We start from the raw sequence: 22,600 nt of genomic DNA on the forward strand, positions 1-22,600 counted from the left end.
CCTGCCGGTTCCGATGCCGGGCGTAAAGGAAATCCCCTTCGACCGGGAAAGTGCTGCTTGATGCCCACCGAGTACGTTCCCCTTTCGGCCGCTCAGCAGAGCGTCTGGTACGCGCAGCAGCTGGCGCCGGAAACGCCGATTCACATCGCGCAGTACATCGAGATCGAGGGACCGCTCGACCACGCGCTGTTCGACCGCGTCGCGCGGCTCGGCGCGCACGAGGTGCTCGCGATGAACGCGCGGCTCGTGGAGGCGGACGGGGCCGTCCGCCAGGTCCTCGACCCGGACGCCTCCGCGTCGATCCCGCTCGTGGACCTGTCCGGCGAGGCCGACCCGGACGCCGCCGCGCGCGCGTGGATGCGCGCGCGGCTGGCCGAGCCGCTGCCGCTGGACGGCGGGCGGCTGTTCAGCACGGCGCTGCTGCGCCTCGCGCCGGACCTGCACCGGTGGTTCATCCGCGCGCACCACATCATCCAGGACGGCTTCAGCGGCCCGATGATCAGCCGCCGCGCCGCCGAGGTCTACACCGCGCTGTCCGCCGGCGGCGAGTACGTCCCGGCCGAGCTCGGCGACTACCGGGCGCTGCTCGCCGAGGAGGAGGCGTACCGGGCGTCGGAGAAGTTCGAGCGGGACCGCGCCTACTGGACCGAGCGGTTCGCCGACCGCCCGGCGGCGGTGTCGCTGGCCGACGGGACCGCCGAGCCCACCGCCGACTACCGGAGCATGATCAGCGTCGTCCCGCCCGCGGAGAGCGCCGCGCTCGCGGCCGGGGCCCGCCGGCTGCGCACCGCGACGCCGGGCCTCGCGATCGCCGCGACCGCCGCGTACGTGGCGCGGATGACCGGCGCCGAGGACGTGATCCTCGGGCTCGCCGTCACCGGCCGCACCACCCGGCTGGCGATGGAGACGCCGGCGATGATGTCGACGATCCTGCCGCTGCGGGTCCGCGTCGGCCCGGACATGACAGTCGACGACCTGGTGCGCGCCGCGACCCGGGCGACCGCGCGGGCGCTGCGGCACCAGCGCTACCGCCGCGACGACCTGGTCCGCGACCTGAAGCTGCTGGGCGAACGGCACCGGCTGTACGGGCCGGTCATCAACATCATGGCGTTCGACTACCGGCTGGACTTCGCGGGCCTGCCGGCGCGCATGCACGCCGTCACGACCGGGCCGGTCGACGACCTGTCCATCAACGTCTACGACAACTTCGACGGCGCCGGGCTGCGCGTCGACTTCGAGGCGCACCCGGACCTCTACAGCGAGGACGAGGTCGCCGCGCACCTGCACCGCTACGTCCGGTTCATGCGCACCCTCGGGGAGGTGGACCCGGCGACGCCGCTCCGCGACGTGGAGCTGCTGGACGACGCCGAGCGGTCCCGCGTCCTGCACGAGTGGAACGACACGGCGCTGCCGGTCGCGCCCGCCGTCGTCCCGGAGCTGTTCGAGGCGCAGGCCGCCCGCACCCCCGACGCGCCCGCCGTCACGCACGAAGGCACGACCCTCACCTACCGGGAGCTGGACGAGCGCGCCGGCCGCCTCGCCCGCCGGCTGATCGCCCGCGGCGCCGGCCCCGGCGACTTCGTCGCGCTCGCCCTGCCGCGCGACGAGAACCTGGTCGTCGCGGCGCTCGCCGTGCTGAAGTCGGGCGCGGCCTACCAGCCGATCGACCTCGCCTACCCGGCGGACCGCATCGCGTTCATGCTGGACGACGCGTCCCCGGCCTGCGTCATCACGGCCCCGGGCGCCGACCTGCCCGGCGCGACGCCGCGCCTGGAGCTCGACCCGTCCTCCCTCGACACTCCGCCCGGCGGAGACGCCGCCGGCGCGGCCGTGACCGACGCGGACCGGGTCCGGCCGCTCCACCCGGCCGACGCCGCGTACATCATCTACACCTCGGGCTCCACGGGACGTCCGAAGGGCGTCGTCGTCTCCCACGCCGGCGCCGCCGACCTGTGCGCGTGGGCGGAGAAGGACTTCGGCCCGGAGCGGCTCGCCCGCGTGCTGTTCTCCACGTCGCTGAACTTCGACGTGTCGGTGTTCGAGTGGCTGACGCCGCTCACGATGGGCGGCCACATCGAGGTCGTCCGGGACCTGCTGGAGGTCGGCGAGCGCGGCGGCTGGTCCGGGACGCTGGTCAGCGGCGTGCCGTCGGCGGTGTCGGCGCTGCTCGCGGCGGGCGCCCCGGCGCTGGAGGCGGGCGACGTCGTCCTCGCCGGCGAGGCGCTGCCCGCGAAGCTCGTCCACGACCTGCGGGCCCTCCTGCCGGACGCCCGCATCGCCAACATCTACGGCCCCACCGAGGCGACCGTCTACGCGACGGCCTGGTTCGACGACGGCAACGCCGCCGGCCGCGCCCCGATCGGCGGCCCGATCGCCAACACCCGCGCCTACGTGCTGGACGCCTCGCTCCGGCCCGTCCCCGCCGGCGTGCCCGGCGAGCTGTACCTGGCTGGCGCGGGCCTGGCCCGCGGCTACCTGGACCGGTCCGCGCTGACCGCCGAGCGGTTCGTCGCCTGCCCGTTCGGGGCACCCGGTGAGCGGATGTACCGCACCGGCGACCTCGCCCGCTGGAACGCCGCCGGGCAGATCGAGTACCTGGGCCGCCTCGACCACCAGGTCAAGATCCGCGGCTTCCGCATCGAGCTGGGCGAGATCGAGGCCGCGCTCAGCCGGCACCCCGCGGTGGGCCAGGCGGTCGTGGTGCCCCGGGAGGACCAGCCGGGCACCCCGCGGCTGATCGCGTACGTCGTCCCGGCCGGTCCCGTCGACTCCGACGAGCTGCGCCGGTTCGCCGCCGAGACGCTGCCCGCGTACATGGTCCCGGCGGCGGTGGTGCCGCTGGACGCGCTGCCGCTGAACCCGAGCGGCAAGCTCGACCGGGCGGCGCTGCCCGCCCCCGACTTCGCGGCGCGGGCGTCGGGCCGCGCGCCGCGCACCCCCGCCGAGACGCTGCTGGCGGACCTGTTCGCCGAGGTGCTGGGCGTCGCACGGGTCGGCATCGACGACGGCTTCTTCGACCTCGGCGGCGACTCGATCATCGCGATGCGGCTGGTGTCGCGGGCGCGGCGGGCCGGTCTGCTGCTGTCGCCGCGTGAGGTGTTCCGGTACCCGACCGTGGAGGCCCTCGCCCAGGTGGCGCGCAGCGCGGACACCGCCGAGGCGGACGGCACCGCAGAGGAATCGGGCGTGGGCGAGTTCCCCGCCACCCCGATCATGCGGTGGCTGCGGGACCTCGGCGGCCCGACCGGCGGCTTCAGCCAGAGCATCCTGCTCCGCACCCCGCCCGGCCTGGGCACCGACCACCTGACCCGCGCGCTGCAGGCCGTCCTCGACCACCACGACGCCCTCCGGATGAGCGTCCCCGACGGCGGCGAACCGCGAATCACCGCGCCGGGCACCGTCGACGCCGCCGCGTGCGTCCACCGGGTCGACGTCGCCGGAGCGGACGACGCGGCCCTGGCGGAGACCGTCGCGGCGCAGGCCGACCTCGCGCGCGGCCGCCTGGACCCCGCGTCCGGGACGATGGCGCAGCTCGTGTGGCTGGACGCGGGCCCGCAGGCCCCCGGCCGGCTGCTGGTCGTCCTGCACCACCTGGTCGTGGACGGCGTGTCCTGGCGGATCCTGCTGCCCGACCTCGTCACCGCCTGGGCGGCGAGCACCACCGGCGAACCCGTCCGGCTCGACCCCGCCGGCACGTCGTTCCGCCGCTGGGCGCACCGGCTCGCCGAGGACGCCGTCACCGAGCGGCGGACCGCCGAACTCGGCCTGTGGACCGAGATGCTGCGGACCGAGGACCCCCTCCTCGGCGACCGCCCCCTCGACCCCGCCCACGACACCCGGGCCACCGCCGGCAGCCTCACCCTGGAACTGGACGAGGCCACCACCTCGGCGCTGCTGACCGGCGTGCCCGCCGCGTTCCACGGCCGCGTCAACGACGTCCTGCTCGCCGGTCTGGCCCTCGCCGTGACCGAATGGCGCCGCCGCCGCGGCGTCGCCCTCCGCGACTCCGCCGTCCTGGTGGACCTGGAAGGCCACGGCCGCGAGGACCTGCCCGCGGCGCCGGGCGCCGCCGCCCTCGACCTGTCGCGCACGGTCGGCTGGTTCACCAGCATGTTCCCCGTCCGGATCGACGCGGGCGACGCGGCGTGGGACGAGGTCCGCGCGGGCGGACCGGCGGCGGGCGAAGCCGTCCGCAACGCCAAGGAGCGGCTCCGGACGCTCCCGGACAACGGCCTCGGCTACGGCCTCCTCCGCCACCTGAACGAGGACACCGGGCCGGAACTCGCCGCCCGGCCCGTGCCGCAGATCGTCGTCAACTACCTCGGCCGGGTCGAGGACACCGGCGGTGACTGGAGCATCGCCGCCGAGGCGGGCGCCCTGGACGGCGGCGGCGACGCCGCCATGCCGCTCGCCCACACCGTGGAGATCGACGCGGTCGCCCGGGACTCGGCCGCCGGGCCCCGGCTGTCCGCGACCTGGACGTGGGCCGCGAAGATCCTCGACGCCGCGGACGTCCGCGAGCTGGCCGACGCCTGGTTCGAGGCGCTGCGGGGCATCGCCGCGCACGTCGCGGCGGGCGGCGGCGGGCACACCCCGTCCGACTTCCCGCTGATCCCGCTGACCCGGACCGAGGTCGCCGAGGTCGCCGCCGCCCGTCCGGGGCTGGCCGACCTCTGGCCGCTCTCGCCGCTCCAGCAGGGCTTCTTCTTCCACGCGCTGCTCGACTCCGGCTCCGACGTCTACACCGCCCAGCTCGTCCTCGACTTCGAGGGCCCCCTCGACACCGCCGCCCTGCGCGCGGCCGGGCAGGGACTCGTCGACCGGCACCCCGGCCTGCGGGCCGCGTTCGCTCAGACCGGCGACGGCACCCCGGTGCAGATCGTCCTTGGCGCGGCCGAGGCGCCCTGGGCGGAGACCGACCTCGGCGGCGCGCCGGACGCCGCGATCCAGGAGGCCATGACCGCCGAGCGGGCCCGCCCGTTCGACCTCGAACGCCCGCCGCTGCTGCGCTTCGCGCTGCTCCGGCTCGGCCCCGGCCGCCACCGGCTCCTGCTCACCGCCCACCACATCGTGCTAGACGGCTGGTCCATCCCGGTGCTGGCCGGGGAACTCCTCGCTCTCTACACCGGCGAGGAGCCGCCGCGCACCGCCCCCTACAAGGAGCACCTGGCCTGGCTGGACGCCCAGGACGGCGACGCCGCCCGCGACGCGTGGCGCACGGCCCTGGAGGGCCTCGCCGAACCGACGGTGCTGGCCCCGGCCGCCGCCGACCGGCCGCCCGTCCTGCCCGAGCACGTCGTCCTCGACCTGCCCGCCGACCTGTCGGACGGCCTGTCCGCGCGGGCGCGGAGCCACGGCCTGACCCCCAACACCGTCGTGCAGGGGCTGTGGGGGCTGCTGCTGGCGCGGCTCACCGGCCGCGACGACGTGGTGTTCGGCGCCACCGTCTCCGGACGGCCGCCCGAGCTGCCCGGCTCCGAGCAGATGATCGGGCTGTTCATCAACACGCTGCCCGTCCGGGTCCGCCTCGACGGCGCCGAGACCCTGATGGAGAGCCTCGGCCGCCTCCAGGACGAGCAGTCCCGGCTGTTCGCCCACCACCACCTCGGCCTCGGCGAGATCCAGCGGGCCGCGGGCACCGGCCCGCTCTTCGACACCATGACGGTCTTCGAGAACTACCCGCTCGACGCCGCGCTGCTGGAGGCGGCGTTCGACGGGGTCCGGCTGGCGGGCGCCGACCTGGTCGACGCCACCCACTACCCGCTGACCCTGCTCGCCGTGCCGGGCGAGCGGCTCCGGCTCCGGCTGGAGTACCGGCCCGACGTCCTCGACCGCGCCACCGCCGAGCGGCTGACCGGGCTGCTGAGCGACCTCGTTCAGACCCTCGTCGCCGACCCGGACCGCCCGGTCGCCGAGATCGCGCTGCCCGGCGCGGCCGGCGTGCGCGACGTGCTGGCCGCGCTCGGCGGCGGCGCGCCCGCCGCCCGGCGGGGGGCCGCGCCCGGCGGCAGCCGCCTCGTCGCCTACGTTGTCGCCGCCCCCGGCGCCGACCTCGACCCCGAGGAACTGCGCGCCCACGTCCGGGAGAACCTGCCCGAGTCAATGGTGCCCGCCGTCGTGGTCGTCCTGGACGAGCTGCCGCTCACCCCCAACGGGAAGGTCGACACCAAGGCGCTGCCCAAGCCGGAGCTGACCGGCCCCGGCACCGCCTACCGGGCCCCGCGCGACGCCCGCGAGGCCGCCGTCGCCGGCATCGTCGCCGACCTGCTCGGGATCGACGCGCCGGGCATCGACGACGACTTCTTCGAACTGGGCGGGGACTCGCTCGTCGCCATGCGCGTCGCGACCCGGATCCGCCGCGCCCTCGGCGTGGAGCTGCCCGTCCGGGCGCTGTTCGAGGCGCCCACCGTCGCCGGACTCGCCGCGCGCGTCGCGGAGCTGGAGGGCGCGGCGTCCGGGCGCCCGCCGCTGGAGCCCCGCGAGCGGCCCGCCGTCCTTCCGCTCTCGTACGCGCAGCAGCGGCAGTGGTTCCTTAACAAGTTCGAGGGGCCGTCCGCGACCTACAACATGCCGGTCGCGCTGCGCATCCGCGGCCCCCTCGACGCGGACGCGCTCCGCGCCGCGATCGGCGACCTGGTGGAACGGCACGAGACGCTCCGCACCGTCCTGCCGGACGCCGGGGGAGTGCCGCGCCAGACCGTCCTGGACCCGGCCGCCGCCCGCCCCGAGCTGGAGGTCGCCGAGACCACCGGCGCGGAGCTCCCGGCCCGGCTCGCCATGGCCGCCGGATACGCGTTCGACATCACCGCCGAACCGCCGCTGCGCACCCACCTGTTCCGGATCGCCCCGGACGAGCACGTCGCGCTCCTCCTCCTGCACCACGTCGGCGGCGACGGCTGGTCGATGGCGCCGCTCGCCCGCGACTTCATCACCGCCTACGCGGCCCGCGTCGGCGGCACGGCGCCGGAGTGGGCGCCGCTGCCCGTCCAATACGCCGACTACACGCTCTGGCAGCAGGAACTGCTCGGCTCCGAGGACGATCCGGACAGCCTGGTCTCCCGGCAGATCGCCTACTGGCGGGACGCGCTGGCCGGGCTTCCCGAGGAGCTGTCGCTCCCGACCGACCGGCCGCGCCCGGCGGAGGCGTCCTACCGGGGCGCGACGGAACGGTTCCGGCTCGGCGACGACGTCCACGCCGCACTCCTCGGCATCGCGCGGGAGACCGGCGCGAGCCCGTTCATGGTCGCCCAGGCCGCGTTCGCCGCCCTGCTCACGCGCCTCGGTGCCGGGACGGACGTGCCGATCGGTTCGCCGATCGCGGGCCGTACGGACGAGGCGCTGGACGACCTGGTCGGCATGTTCGTGAACATGCTCGTCTTCCGCACCGACACCTCCGGGGACCCCTCGTTCCGGGAGCTCATCGGGCGCGTCAAGGAGACCGACCTCGCCGCCTACGCGCACCAGGACGTCCCGTTCGAGCGGCTCGTCGAGGTGCTCAACCCGCCGCGCCACCTGGCCCGGCACCCGCTGTTCCAGGTCGGGCTGACGTTCCAGAACAACCCGGAGGCGCGGCTGGAGATGCCCGGCTTCACCGCCGAGCTGGAGCCCCTCGCCGCCGGCGCGTCCCGCTTCGACCTGCTGATGATCCTCACCGAGCGGGAGGACGGGTTCGACGGCGAACTGGAGTACGCCCTCGACCTGTACGACCCGGCCACCGCGCGGCGGCTCGTCGAGCGGTTCGAGCGGTACCTGTCCGCGCTGCTCACTGACCCGGACGCGCCCATCGGCCGCGCCGACGTCCTGGCGCCGCAGGAGCGGTCGCTGATCCTCGGCGAATGGGCCGGGGGCGGCGCCGATGCGGCGGAGCGGGCGACGATCCCGGCGCTGTTCGAGGCGCAGGCGGCGGCCTGTCCGGACGCGCTCGCGGTGACGTTCGAGGGTGTGTCGTGGACGTATGCCGAGGTGAACGCGAGGGCGAACCGGCTGGCGCACAAGCTGGTCGAGCAGGGGGTGGGGCCTGAGCAGTTCGTGGCGTTGGCGCTGCCGCGTTCGGCCGACCTTGTCGTGGCGATCCTGGCGGTGTTGAAGGCGGGGGCGGCGTATGTGCCGATCGACCCGGACTACCCGGAAGACCGCATCGCGTACATGGTCGAGGACGCCCGCCCCGTCCTTACCCTCCGCCCGGACGACCTGCACGCCGAGGGCTACGACGAAGCGAACCTCGATGTGGCGATCTCACCGGACCACCCGGCGTACGTCATCTACACGTCGGGTTCGACGGGCCGTCCTAAGGGTGTGGTGATCCCGCATCAGAACGTGGTGCGGCTGCTGCGTTCGACGGAGCAGTGGTTCGACTTCGGCCCGGACGACGTCTGGACGCTGTTCCACTCCTACGCCTTCGACTTCTCGGTCTGGGAGCTGTGGGGCCCACTGCTATACGGCGGCCGGCTCGTCGTCGTCCCGTACCTGACCTCGCGGTCGCCGGAAGAGTTCCTGGCTCTCCTGGCCGCCGAGAAGGTGACCGTCCTCAACCAGACTCCGTCGGCGTTCTACCAGCTCATGGCCGCCGACCGCGACAACCCCGGCACCGACCTGGCGCTGCGCTACATCGTGTTCGGCGGCGAGGCACTGGAACTGGGACGTCTGGAGGACTGGTACTCCCGGCACCCCGAGAACGCCCCGACGCTGGTCAACATGTACGGCATCACCGAGACCACGGTGCACGTCTCGTACGTCGCCCTCGATCGCGCCTATGCGGCGACCGCGCCCGGCAGCGTGATCGGCGTCGGCATCCCCGACCTGCGCGTCTACGTCCTCGATGACCGCCTCCAGCCCGTCGCGCCCGGTGTGGTCGGTGAGCTGTACGTCGCGGGCGCTGGCCTGGCCCGCGGCTACCTGAACCGGCCCGGCCTGTCGGCGGAGCGGTTCGTCGCCGACCCCTACGGTGCGCCCGGGACCCGCATGTACCGGACGGGCGACGTCGGGCGGTGGCTGGACGGCGGCCGCCTCGAATACCTCGGCCGCAGCGACCAGCAGGTGCAGTTGCGCGGCTTCCGGATCGAGTTGGGCGAGATCGAGTCGGCCCTCGCCCGCCACGACGCCGTCTCCGACGTCGCCGTGGTCGTCCGGGACGAGCGCCTCGTCGCCTACGTCGCGGGCGCGGACGTCGACTCGTCCGACCTGCGCCGCTTCGTGGGCAAGGACCTCCCCGACTACATGGTCCCGGCCGTGATCATCGAGCTGGACGCCCTCCCGCTCACCGTCAACGGCAAGCTCGACCGCAAGGCGCTGCCCGCGCCCGACTTCGCTGCGAAGGTGTCGTCCCGCACCGCGCGCACTCCGGAGGAGGAGACCCTCTCCCGGCTGTTCGCTGAGGTGCTCGGCCTGGAGCGCGTCGGAATCGACGACGGGTTCTTCGACCTCGGCGGCGACTCGATCATCGCGATCCAGCTCGTCTCCCGCGCCCGCCAGTCCGGCCTGGTCATCACCCCGCGCGACGTGTTCCAGCACCAGACCGTCGAGGAACTCGCCGCCGTCGCCCGACCCACGGGCGAAGGCGAGGAGGTCGAGGCCGAGGCCCCCGGCACCGGCGTTGGCCCCGTCCCGGTCACCCCGATCGTGGCGTGGCTGCGCGAGCGGGTCGGCGGCGACACCGCGCTGATCAGCGGCTTCCACCAGTCGACGCTGCTGCGCACCCCGCCGGACCTCGGCGCCGAACGGCTGACCGCCGCGCTCCAGACGCTCCTCGACCACCACGACATGCTCCGCCTCCGCCTGGACGGCTGGCAGCCCGTCGTCCGGCCGCCCGGCTCGTGCGACGCGGCCGCCCTGGTGACCCGGGTGGACGTCGCGGGCATGGACGCCGACAAGCTCCAGTCCGTCATCACTGAGCAGGCCACCGCCGCCCGCGACCGGCTCGACCCGGCCGCCGGGACGGTGGCGCAGCTCGTCTGGTTCGACGCGGGCCGCGAGCAGGGCCGGCTCCTCCTCGTCCTGCACCACCTTGTCGTGGACGGGGTGTCGTGGCGGATCCTGCTGCCCGACCTCGTCACCGCCTGGGCCGGTGGAGACCTCGACCCCGTCCCGACGTCGTTCCGCCGCTGGGCGCAGAAGCTCACCGCGGCCGAGCGGGACGAGGACGAGCTGGAGGACTGGCTCGACATCGTCGACGGCCCCCCGCAGAACCTCGCGAAGCGGCCGCTCGACCCGCGCGCCGACATCGCGGCCCGCGCCCGCTCGGTCACCCTCGACCTGCCCGCCGACGTCACCGGGCCGCTGCTCACCGACGTCCCGGCGGCGGTCCACGGCCGGGTCAACGACGTGCTGCTCACCGGCCTCGCCCTCGCCGTCGCGCAGTGGCGGCGGCACCGGGGCGGGCGCGGCGCCGGCGTCCTCGTCGACCTCGAAGGGCACGGCCGCGAGGACGTCGTCCCCGGCGCCGACGTCTCCCGCACCGCCGGCTGGTTCACCTCCATCCACCCGGTCCGGCTGGACGCGGGCGGCGCGACCGGCGCCGCCGCGCTCAAGACGGTGAAGGAGCAGCTCCGGGCCGTCCCGGACGGCGGCATCGGCTACGGCCTGCTCCGCTATGGCGGCGGCGAGGCCGCCGAGGAGCTGGCCGCCGTCCCGCCCCCGCAGATCGCCTTCAACTACCTCGGCCGGGTCGACGCCGGGGACGCGGGCGGCGACTGGACGCTCGCCGCCGAGGAACTCCCCGCCGGCGAGGACCCGGCGATGCCGATGGCGCACGTCCTGGAGATCAACGCCGTCACCCGCGACCTGCCCGGCGGTCCGGTGCTGTCGGCGACGTGGACGTGGCCGGCCGGCCTGCTGGAGGCGCCCGACGTCCGGGAGCTGGCCGAGGGCTGGTTCACCGCGCTGCGCGCCCTCGCCGCGGACGCCGCCGCCGGCGACGCGGCCGGCTTCACCCCGTCCGACCTGCTCGTCGAGCTGGACCAAAGCGAGATCGACAAGCTGCAGACCGCATGGAGGCACAAATCGTGAACCGGGGTGACCTTGAGGACATCCTGCCCCTGTCGCCCCTGCAGCAGGGTTTCTTCTTCCACGCGCTCTTCGACGCGGGCGACGCGGACGTCTACACGGCGCAGCTCGTCCTCGACCTGGACGGGCCGCTGGACGCGGGGGCGCTGCGCACCGCCGCCGGGACGCTGCTGCGCCGGCACGCGAACCTGCGCGCCGCGTTCTGGCACGAGGACCTGTCGCGGCCCGTCCAGGTGATCCCGCGCACGGTCGAGCTGCCGTGGGAGGAGGTCACCGCGTCCGGCGCGGACGCCGACGCCGTCGTGGCGCGGGAGCGGGCGCGGGGCTTCGACATGACCGCGCCGCCGCTGCTGCGGTTCGTGCTCGTCCGGATGGGGCCCGAGCGGTCCCGGCTGATCCTGACGAACCACCACATCCTGCTGGACGGGTGGTCCACGCCGGTCCTCGCGACCGAGCTGTTCCTGCTCTACGTGCAGGGCGGCCACGACACGGGGATGCCGCGCGTCACCCCGTACAAGAACTACCTGGCGTGGCTCGCGAAGCAGGACCGCGCCGCCGCCGAGGAGGCGTGGCGCCGCGCCCTCGCCGGGGTGGACGAGCCCAGCCTCGTCGCGCCGGAGGCCGCCGGCCGCGCGCCGGAGCCGCCGCGGCCGACCGTCACCGGCCTCGACGAGCGGACGACCCGGCGCCTCACCCGCGCGGCCCGCCGCCACGGCGTCACGCTGAGCACCGTCCTGCAGGGCGCCTGGGGCCTGGTCCTCGGCCGCCTGCTCGGCCGCGACGACGTGGTGTTCGGCTCGACCGTGTCCGGCCGCCCGCCGGAGCTGCCCGGCGTCGAGCAGATGATCGGCCTGTTCATCAACACGCTGCCCGTGCGCGTCCGGTACCGGATGGACGAGCCGCTCGGCGCCCTCATGGAGCGCCTCCAGGAGGAGCAGACCGAACTCCTCGCCCACCACCACCTCGGCCTCACCGACATCCAGCGCGCGGCGGGCCACGGCGGCGGCGCCCTGTTCGACACGATGACGGTGCTGGAGAACTACCCCTTCGACCCGTCCTCGATGGACGGCTCCCTCAACGGCGTCCGCGTCGCCGCCGTCGACTCCTACGACGCGACCCACTTCCCCTTGTCGTTCGTCGCCCTGCCCGGCGAGCAGTTGTCGCTGCGCCTGCACTACCGGCCGGACGTGTTCGAGCAGGAGGCCGTGGAGGCGATCCTCGCCCGGATCCGCCGCGTCCTGGAGGCGTTCGCCGAGGACTCCGGCCGCCTGATCGGCGCCGTGGACCTCGCGGGGGAGGACGAGCGGTCCCGGCTGGCGCGCTGGAACGACACGGCGGGCGACATCCCGTCCGGCACCCTCCCGGCCCTCTTCGAGCCGCAGGCCGCGCGTACCCCGGCCGACGTGGCGCTCGTCTGCGGCGACGCGCGGGTGACCTACGCGGAGCTGAACGAGCGCGCCAACCGGCTCGCCCACGAGCTGATCGCGCGGGGGATCGGCCCCGAGGACCGCGTCGCGCTCGTCCTGCCGCGCACGCCCGAGATCGTCGTGGCGATCCTCGGCGTGCTGAAGGCGGGCGCCGCCTACGTCCCGATCGACCCCGAGTACCCGTCCGACCGCATCGCCTACATGCTGTCCGACGCCCGCCCCGCCCTGACGATCACCGCCGGGGACTTCCCGGACGCGAGCGGGCGGCCCGCGCACGACCCGTCCGACGGCGAGCGGGCGCGGGCGCTGCGCCCGGCCAACGCCGCCTACGTCATCTACACGTCGGGGTCCACCGGGCGGCCCAAGGGCGTGGTCGTCCCGCACGTGGGCGTGCTCAACTACTTCGAGGCGCACCGGGACGCGTTCATCGACCCGGCGATCCAGGCCGCGGGCGGGCGCCGGATGCGGTTCGCGCACCTGGCGTCGTTCTCGTTCGACACGTCCTGGATGGGCCTGCTCTGGATGATGTACGGCCACGAGCTGCACCTCATCGACGACGACACCCGCCGCGACGTCGAGGCGTACACCGACTACGTGGCGCGCGCGCAGATCGACCTGGTCAACACCACCCCGTCGCACTTCACCTCGCTCCGCGAGGCCGGGCTGCTGGACGCCGACGGGCGCCACGTGCCCTCCCACCTCCTCCTCGGCGGCGAGGCCGTCGGCGAGAACCTGTGGGCCGAACTCCGCGCGATCCCCGGCGTCACCGCCCGCAACTTCTACGGGCCCACCGAGTCGACCATCGACACCATGAACCAGGTGGTCGCGCGCAGCGAGCACCCGTCGATCGGCGGCCCCTACCGCAACACCCGCGCCTACGTGCTGGACGCCGCGCTCCAGCCCGCCCCGGCCGGCGTCCCCGGCGAGCTGTACCTGGCGGGCGTCCAGCTCGCGCGCGGCTACCTCGACCGGCCCGGCCTGTCGGCGGAGCGGTTCGTCGCCGACCCGTTCGGCGCGCCCGGCGACCGCATGTACCGGACCGGCGACCTGGCCCGGTGGCGCCCGGACGGCACGATCGAGTACCTCGGCCGCGCCGACGACCAGGTGAAGATCCGCGGGTTCCGGGTGGAGCCCGGCGAGATCGAGAACGTCCTCGCCGGGTGCGGGGGCGTCGCGCACGCCGCCGTGGTCGTCCGCGAGGACCGGCCCGGCGACCGGCGCCTCGCCGCCTACCTCGTCGGCCCGGACGTCGACGTCGCCGCCGTCCGCCGGTACGCGGCCGAGCGGCTGCCCGACTACATGGTCCCGTCGTTCACCGTCCTGGACGCGCTGCCGCTGACCGTGAACGGCAAGCTCGACCGCGCCGCGCTGCCCGCGCCGGACGCCGCCGCCGCGAGCCGCGCCCCGCGCACCCCGCGCGAGGAGATCCTCTGCGGGCTGTTCGCCGAGGTCCTCGGCGTGCCGCGGGTCGGGGTGGACGACGGGTTCTTCGACCTCGGCGGCGACTCGCTCACCGCGACCCGGCTGGCGAGCCGGATCCGGTCCGCGCTCGGCGCCGAGCTGCCCGTCCGGGCGCTGTTCGAGGCGCCGACCCCCGCCGGCCTCGCCGAGCGCCTCGCGGACGCCGACGCCGGCGGGGTGCGGCCGCCGCTGGCGCGGGCCGAGCGGCCCGACGTCGTGCCGCTGTCGTACGCGCAGCAGCGGCTCTGGTTCCTCAACCGGTTCGAGGGACCGTCCGCGACGTTCAACATGCCGGTCGCGCTGCGCCTCGACGGCGCCCTCGACCTCGACGCGCTGCGCGCCGCGCTCGCCGACGTGGCGGAGCGGCACGAACCGCTCCGCACGATCTTCCCGGACGGGTCCGGGACCGCCCGGCAGCTCGTCCTCGAACCGGCCGCCGCGCGCCCCCGGCTCGACGTCACCGAGACCGGCGAGGCGGCGCTGCCGGCGGCGCTGGCCGCCGAGGTCGGGCGCGGCTTCGACCTGTCGGTGGAGCCGCCGCTGCGCGCCCGCCTGTTCGCCCTCGGCGGCGACGTGCACGTCCTGATGCTCGTCCTGCACCACATCGCGTCGGACGGATGGTCGATGGCGCCGCTCGCCCGCGACGTGATCCTCGCCTACGCCGCCCGCGCGGAGGGGCGGGCGCCGCAGTGGGCGCCGCTGCCCGTCCAGTACGCCGACTACACGCTCTGGCAGCGCGAGCTGTTCGGGTCCGAGGACGACCCCGGCAGCCTGATCTCGCGGCAGATCGCCTACTGGCGGGACGCGCTGGCCGGGCTTCCGGAGGAGCTGTCGCTCCCGACCGACCGGCCGCGCCCGGCGGAGGCGTCCTACCGGGGCGGGACGCACACCTTCGAGCTGGACGCCGACCTGCACGCCGCGCTCCTGGCCCTCGCCCGCGAGAACGGCGCGACGCTGTTCATGGTCATGCAGGCCGCCTACGCCGCGCTGCTGACCCGCCTCGGCGCGGGGACGGACGTGCCGATCGGTTCGCCGATCGCGGGCCGTACGGACGAGGCGCTGGACGACCTGGTCGGCATGTTCGTGAACATGCTCGTCCTGCGCACCGACACCTCCGGGGATCCCTCGTTCCGGGAGCTCATCGGGCGCGTCAAGGAGACCGACCTCGCCGCCTACGCCCACCAGGACCTGCCGTTCGAGCGGCTCGTCGAGGTGCTCAACCCGGCGCGGTCGATGGCCCGGCACCCGCTGTTCCAGGTCGCCCTGTCGTTCCAGAACAACCCGGAGGCGCGGCTGGAGATGGACGGGCTCACCGGCGGCCCCGAACCCCTCGGCTCGGGCGCCGCCAAGTACGACCTGTCCCTCTACCTGGAGGAGCGGCACGGCGACGGCGGCGCGCCCGGCGGCATCGACGCCGGGCTCGAATACGCCCTCGACCTCTTCGACCCCGCCACGGCCGTGTCCATCGCGGACCGCTTCGAGCGCCTCCTCCGCGAGCTGGTCGCCGACCCCGGCGCACCCGTCACCACCGCCGAGATCCTCGACCGGAGCGAGCGCCGCACCCTGCTGCGCCGCTGGGCCGGGGGGAAGGGCGGCGACGTCGAACGGGCGACGATCCCGGCGCTGTTCGAGGCGCAGGCGGCGGCCCGTCCGGACGCTGCGGCGGTGACGTTCGAGGGTGTGTCGTGGACGTATGCCGAGGTGAATGCGAAGGCGAACCGGCTGGCGCACAAGCTGGTCGAGCAAGGCGTTGGGCCTGAGCAGTTCGTGGCGTTGGCGCTGCCGCGTTCGGCCGACCTCGTCGTGGCGATCCTGGCGGTGTTGAAGGCGGGCGCGGCGTACGTGCCGATCGACCCCGATTACCCGGAAGACCGGATCGCGTACATGGTCGAGGACGCCCGTCCCGTCCTCACCCTCGGCCCTGATGACCTCGACGCCACCGGACGGCCCGACACCGACCCCGGCGTCGCCATCGACCCCGACCACCCGGCGTACGTCATCTACACGTCGGGTTCGACGGGCCGTCCGAAGGGTGTGGTGATTCCGCATCAGAACGTGGTGCGGCTTCTGCGTTCGACGGAGGAGTGGTTCGACTTCGGCGCGGACGACGTCTGGACGCTGTTCCACTCCTACGCCTTCGACTTCTCGGTCTGGGAGCTGTGGGGCCCGCTGCTGTACGGCGGGCGCCTCGTCGTCGTCCCCTACCTGACCTCCCGGTCGCCCGAAGACTTCCTCGCGCTGCTGGCCGCCGAGAAGGTGACCGTCCTCAACCAGACACCGTCCGCGTTCTATCAGCTCATGGTCGCCGACCGCGACAACCCCGGCACCGACCTGGCGCTGCGCTACATCGTGTTCGGTGGTGAAGCCCTCGACCTCGGCCGCCTGGAGGACTGGTACTCCCGGCACCCCGAGAACGCCCCGACGCTGGTCAACATGTACGGCATCACCGAGACCACGGTGCACGTCTCGTACATCGCCCTCGACCGCGTCCACGCCGCGACCGCGCCCGGCAGCATCATCGGCGTCGGCATCCCCGACCTGCGCGTCTACGTCCTCGACCACCGCCTCCAGCCCGTCCCGGCGGGCGTCGTCGGGGAGCTGTACGTCGCGGGCGCGGGCCTCGCCCGCGGCTACCTGAACCGGCCCGGCCTGTCGGCGGAGCGGTTCGTCGCCGACCCGCACGGTGCGCCCGGCACCCGCATGTACCGGACGGGCGACCTCGGCCGCTGGCGCCGCGACGGCGCCCTCGAATACCTCGGCCGCGCCGACCAGCAGGTGCAGCTGCGCGGCTTCCGGATCGAGCTGGGCGAGGTCCAGTCCGTCCTGACCAGGCACGACGCGGTCAAAGACGCGGCCGTGGTCGTCCGCGACGACCGCCTGGTCGCCTACGTCGTCGCCGACGGGATCGACGCCGCCGACCTGCGCCGCTTCGCGGGCCGGGACCTGCCCGACTACATGGTCCCGGCGGCCGTCGTCGAGCTGGACGCGCTCCCGCTGACGTCCAACGGGAAGCTCGACCGCAGGGCGCTGCCCGCACCCGACTTCGCCGCGAAGGTGTCGTCCCGCACTCCGCGCACTCCGGAGGAGGAGACCCTCTCCCGGCTGTTCGCCGAGGTGCTGGGCCTGGAGCGCGTCGGAATCGACGACGGCTTCTTCGACCTCGGCGGCGACTCGATCATCGCGATCCAGCTCGTCTCCCGCGCCCGCCAGTCCGGCCTGGTCATCACGCCACGCGACGTGTTCCAGCACCAGACCGTCGAGGAACTCGCCGCCGTCGCCCGACCCACCGGCGAAGGCGAGGAGGTCGAGGCCGAGGCGCCCGGCGCGGGCATCGGACGCGTCCCCGCGACCCCGATCATGCGCTGGTTCCAGGAGCTGAACGGCCCCGTCGACGGCTACAGCCAGCGGATGCTCCTCCAGGTCCCGCCGGGCCTCGGCCTGGACGAGCTGGCCCGGGCGCTCCAGACCGTCCTCGACCACCACGACATGCTCCGCCTCCGCGTGGACGGCGGCGAGTTCGAGGTCGCCGAGCCCGGCACGGTCGACGCCGCGCCGCTCGTCCGCCGCGTGGACGTCGCGGGCCTGGACGCCGAGGCGCTCCGCGCGGTCCTCGCCGACGAGGCGGAGGGGGCGCGCCGCCGCCTCGACCCCGCCGCCGGGACGATGGCGCAGCTCGTCTGGTTCGACGCCGGCCCCGGCGCCTCCGGGCGCCTCCTGCTCACCCTCCACCACCTCGTCGTGGACGGGGTGTCGTGGCGGATCCTGCTGCCAGACCTCGTCACCGCGTGGGCCGGGGGAGACCTCGACCCGGTCCCGACCTCGTTCCGCCGCTGGGCGCAGCGCCTCGCCGCCGAGGCGTCCGACCCCGCCCGCACCGCGGAGCTGCCGCTCTGGGAGGACGTCCTCGCCACCCCCGACCCGGTCCTCGGCGCCCGGCCGCTCGACCCGGCCTCCGACACGTTCGGGACGGCGCGGCACCTCACCCTCGGCCTGCCCGCCGAAGTGACCGGCCCCCTCCTCACCGAGGTCCCCGCCGCGTTCCACGGGCGCGTCAACGACGTGCTGCTCACCGGCCTCGCCCTCGCCGTCGCCGAGTGGCGGCGCGAGCGCGGCACCTGCGACGAGACGGCCGTCCTCATCGACCTCGAAGGGCACGGCCGCGAGGAGGTCGTCCCCGGCGTCGACCTGTCCCGCACCGCCGGCTGGTTCACCTCCCTCTACCCGGTGCGCCTGGACGCCGGGTGGGTCGAGCCCGCCGACGTCCGCGAGGGCGGCCAGGCCGTCGGCACCGCCCTCAAGCGGGTCAAGGAGCAGCTCCGCGAGATCCCCGACAACGGCATCGGGTACGGGCTGCTGCGCCACCTCAACCCCGCGACCGGCGAGCGGCTGCGCGGCGCGCACCCGCAGCTCGCGTTCAACTACCTCGGCCGGACCGCCGCGCCCGAGGCCACCGACTGGGCACCGGCCGGACCGGCCGAGAGCGACGCCCTCGGCACCGGGCAGGACGCCGCGCTCGGCCTCGTCCACGCGATCGAGGTCAACGCGCACACCCGCGACCTGCCGGGCGGGCCCGAGCTGTCCGCGACGTGGACGTGGGCCGGGGACCTGTTCGACGCCGCCGCGGTCGAGGACCTCGCCGGCCGCTGGTACGCGGCGCTGCGCGGCCTCGTCGCGCACGTCGTCGACGGCACCGCCGGCGGGCCCGTCGGCGGGTTCACCCCGTCCGACCTGTCCCTGGTGGACGTCAGCCAGGACGAGATCGACGAGCTCGCCGCCGAGCTCGACGGTGAATGGGAGCTGGATTGAGCAAGTCGCAGCTAGAGGACATCCTCCCGCTGTCCCCGTTGCAGCAGGGCCTGTTCTTCCACGCCCTCTACGACTCCGGCCACGACGTCTACACCGCGCAGATCGTGCTCGACCTGCGCGGCCCGCTCGACGCCGCCGCGCTGAAGGCCGCCGCGCAGACGCTGCTGCGCCGGCACGCGAACCTGCGGGCCGGGTTCCGCCAGCGCAAGGAGGGGTCGCCGGTCCAGGTCGTCCACCGCGCGGTGCGGCTGCCCTGGCAGGACGAGGACCTGTCCGCGCTGCCCGAGCCGGGCCGGGAGGCCAGGGCCCGCGAGCTGGCCGACGCCGAACGCGCCCGGCCGTTCGACATGGCGAAGCCGCCGCTGCTGCGGTTCATGCTCATCAAGATGGCGGACGACCTGCACCGCATGGTGTTCACCAACCACCACATCCTGCTGGACGGCTGGTCCACGCCCGTCCTGCAGACCGAGCTGTTCGCGCTGTACCTCGCCAAGGGCGACGACACCGGCATGCCGCGCGTCGCCCCCTACAAGAACTACCTGGCGTGGCTCGCCGCCCAGGACCGGGCCGCCGCCGAGGACGCCTGGCGCACCTCCCTCCAGGGCGTCCACGAACCCACCCTGGTCGCGCCCGGCGCACCCGAGCCCGGCACCGGCGCGCCCGGCCGTGTCCGGACTCAGCTCACCGAGGAACTCACCACCGCGCTCAGCGCGCGCGCCCGCGCCCAGGGCGTCACCCTCAACACGGTCTTGCAGCTCGCCTGGGGCACGCTGCTCAGCACCCTCACCGGATCCAGCGACGTCGTGTTCGGCGCCGCCGTGTCCGGCCGCCCGCCCGAACTGCCCGGCGTCGAGCAGATGATCGGCCTGTTCATCAACACGCTGCCGATCCGCGTCCGCGTCCGGCCCGCCGACACCGTCGCCGAGGCCCTCGCCCGCCTCCAGGACGAGCAGGCCGCGCTGATGCCGCACCACCACCTCGGCCTCGCCGACATCCAGCGGCTCACCGGCGCCGGGACGCTGTTCGACACGATGACCGTCCTGGAGAACTACCCGTTCGACGCGGACGCCGCCGGCGCCGACCTCGGCGGCCTCACCCTCCGCGACGTGGACGGCTACGACGCCACCCACTACCCGCTGACGTTCGCCGCCGTCCCCGGCCGCGGCCTGTCGCTGCGCATCGACCACCGCCCCGACCTGTTCAGCGGCGAGGACGCCGAGCGGCTGATGCGGCGCCTCCTGCGCGTCCTCGACGCGATCGCGCACAAGCCGGACCTGCCCCTCGGCCGCGTCTCCGTCCTCGACGAGGAGGAGCGCGCCGACGTCCTGGAGAACTGGCAGGGCCGCCGCACCGGCCGCGCGCCCGGCACCCTCACCGGCCGCTTCGCCGAGCAGCGCGCGAAGACCCCGGACGCGACCGCCGTCCGCGCCGCCGGCGCGTCCCTCACCTACGCGGAACTGGACGCCCGCGCGAACCGGCTCGCGAACCGGCTGATCGAGCTGGGCGTCCGCCGCGAGTCGCGCGTCGCGGTCCTGCTCGAACGGTCCGCGGACGTCGCCGTCGCGTCCCTGGCGATCCTCAAGGCCGGCGGCGCCTACGCGCCCCTCCACCCCGGCCAGCCCGCCGACCGGATCGCGTGGGCGATCGGAGAGGTCGGCGCGCCCGTGCTGATCGTCGACGGCGCGATGCGCGACCGCGCCGCCGCCCTCGGCACCGCCGCCCGCGTCGTCGCCGTGGACGATCCCGAGACCGCCGCCGCCCCGGACACCGACCCGGCCGTGCCGTGCCACCCGGACCAGCTCGCCTGCGTGTTCTTCACCTCCGGCTCCACCGGCCTGCCGAAGGGCGTCATGATCACGCACCGCGACGCCGCCGGCCTCGCCACCGACGGCCGGCTCCGCGGCGGCGCCCACGACCGCGTCCTCGTCCACTCCTCGCACGCCTTCGACGCGTCCACCTACGAGCTGTGGACGCCGCTGCTGCGCGGCGGCACGGCCGTCTTCGCGCCCCCCGGCCCGCTGGACGGCGCCGCCCTCGAAGAGATCATCGGCACCGAGGACCTCACCGCCGCCTTCCTCACCACCACCCTGTTCAACCTCGTCGCCGAGGAGCGGCCGCACGCCTTCGCCCGGCTCCGCGAGGTGCTGACCGGCGGGGAGGCCGGGTCGCCCGCCGCGATGCGCAAGGTCCTCGCCGCCTGCCCGGACACCGAGGTCGTCCACATGTACGGGCCCACCGAGGCCACCACGTACGCGACCGCCGCGCCGCAGCGCGCGCCCCTCGCCGACCCGGCCGAGCGGACGCCCGTGCTCGGCCGCCCCTACGACGACATGCGCATGTACGTGCTGGACCAGGGGCTGCGTCCCGTCCCGCCCGGCGTCGTCGGGGAGGCGTACATCGCCGGGTCCGGCGTCGCCCGCGGCTACCTGCGGCGGCCCGCGCTCACCGCCGAGCGGTTCGTGCCCGATCCGTTCGGCGCGCCCGGCGACCGCATGTACCGCACCGGCGACCTCGTCCGGTGGCGGCCCGGCGGGGACCTGGAGTACGTCGACCGCGCCGACTTCCAGGTCAAGATCCGCGGGTTCCGGATCGAGCTGGGCGAGGTGGAGGCGGCGATCGCCGCGCACCCCGGCGTCGCCAACGTCGCCGTCATCGCCCGCGAGGAGGCCCCCGGCCACAAGGCCCTGGTCGCCTACGTCATCGCGCCCACCACCGACGGCCTCCGCGAGTTCGTCAAGGAACGGCTGCCGGAGTACATGGTGCCCGCCGCGTTCGTCCGGATGGACACCTTCCCGGTCGGCCCGACCGGCAAGCTCGACCGGCGGGCGCTGCCCGCCCCCGACTACTCCGGTGCCGCCGCCGGCCGCGACCCGCGCACCCCGGACGAGGAGCGGCTGTGCGCGGTCGTCGCCGAGGTGCTCGGCCTCGACCGGGTCGCCGCCGACGCCAGCTTCTTCGACCTCGGCGGCGACAGCATCGCCGCGCTGAAGCTCGTCACCCGCGCCCGGCAGGCCGGTGTCGAGCTGACGCCCCGCGACGTGTTCACCCACCAGACCGTCGAGGCGCTCGTGAAGGCGGGCGACCCCGGCGACCGGATCGGCTTCGAGGTGCTCCTCCCGATCCGGACGTCCGGGTCCCGCCCGCCGGTCTTCTTCGTCCACCCCGCCGGCGGCCTCGCCTGGCCCTACCTGCAGTTCCAGCGGCACCTCGGCCCCGACCAGCCCGCCTACGGCCTGCAGGCCCGCGCGTTCACGCGGTCGGACCTGCCCGGCTCCGTCGCGGAGATGGCCGCGGACTACCTGGAGCAGATCCGGACCGTGCGCCCGTCCGGCCCCTACCACCTGGTGGGCTGGTCGCTCGGCGGGCTCGTCGCCTACGAGATGGCCGTCCGGCTCCAGGCGGCGGGCGAGGACGTCGGGCTGCTCGCGCTGATCGACTCCTACCACGGCCAGGACCTCGCCGGCGACGAGCGGGAGATCCTGCACGAGCTGCTGCAGGGCATCGGCGTGGACGCGACGGCCCTCGCGCCGGACGGCAACCCCGACATGAAGCAGATCATGGCGATCCTCGCCGACCGCGACGACGCCCTCGCCACCCTCGCCGAGGACGACCTCGTCAACGTCTACCGCAACTACGAGAACGGGCTCCGGCAGGCCGAGGAGTACCGGCCGGGCCGGTTCCGCGGCGACGTCGTGTTCTTCACCGCGCTCCAGGGCCGCACCGCGCAGTCGCCCACCGGGCGCGCCAACTGGGGCCCGCTCGTCGAGGGCGAGATCGAGGACTACCCGGTCGACATCGAGCACCACCTGCTTCTGGAGCCGGAGCCGGCCGCCGAGATGGGCGCCGTCCTGGCCGCCAAGCTCGACAAACTCCACAGCGGAACGCGGGACCACTGAAAGGAACCC

3 protein-coding genes are annotated in these 22,600 nt (G+C 74.8%); all 3 read left to right on the forward strand.

Annotated elements, in window-relative coordinates; genetic code table 11:
• Positions 1–60: 60 nt before the first annotated feature.
• From ACGFI1_RS12595 to ACGFI1_RS12605, 3 genes are read left to right on the forward strand one after another with little or no spacing between them, the layout of a single operon-like run.
• Entirely contained in the window at positions 61–11,004 is a 10,944-nt protein-coding gene (locus tag ACGFI1_RS12595) for an amino acid adenylation domain-containing protein (RefSeq protein WP_392785125.1), read from the forward strand.
• Entirely contained in the window at positions 11,001–18,695 is a 7,695-nt protein-coding gene (locus ACGFI1_RS12600) for an amino acid adenylation domain-containing protein (protein ID WP_392785128.1), read from the forward strand. The genes ACGFI1_RS12595 and ACGFI1_RS12600 overlap by 4 nt, the downstream gene beginning before the upstream one ends.
• On the forward strand, positions 18,692–22,591 hold the full coding sequence (locus ACGFI1_RS12605; protein WP_392785130.1) for an amino acid adenylation domain-containing protein: 3,900 nt from the start codon (positions 18,692–18,694) through the stop codon (positions 22,589–22,591). Before ACGFI1_RS12600 ends, ACGFI1_RS12605 begins: the two co-directional genes overlap by 4 nt.
• The last annotated feature ends 9 nt before the right edge of the window (positions 22,592–22,600 follow it).

Source organism: Actinomadura geliboluensis (assembly GCF_043197915.1).
Classification (GTDB): Bacteria; Actinomycetota; Actinomycetes; order Streptosporangiales; family Streptosporangiaceae; genus Spirillospora; species Spirillospora geliboluensis.

Coding starts and splice junctions, on each gene's coding strand:
- ACGFI1_RS12595 (WP_392785125.1), top strand. CDS start 61: ATGCCCACCGAGTACGTTCCCCTTTCGGCCGCTCAGCAGAGCGTCTGG.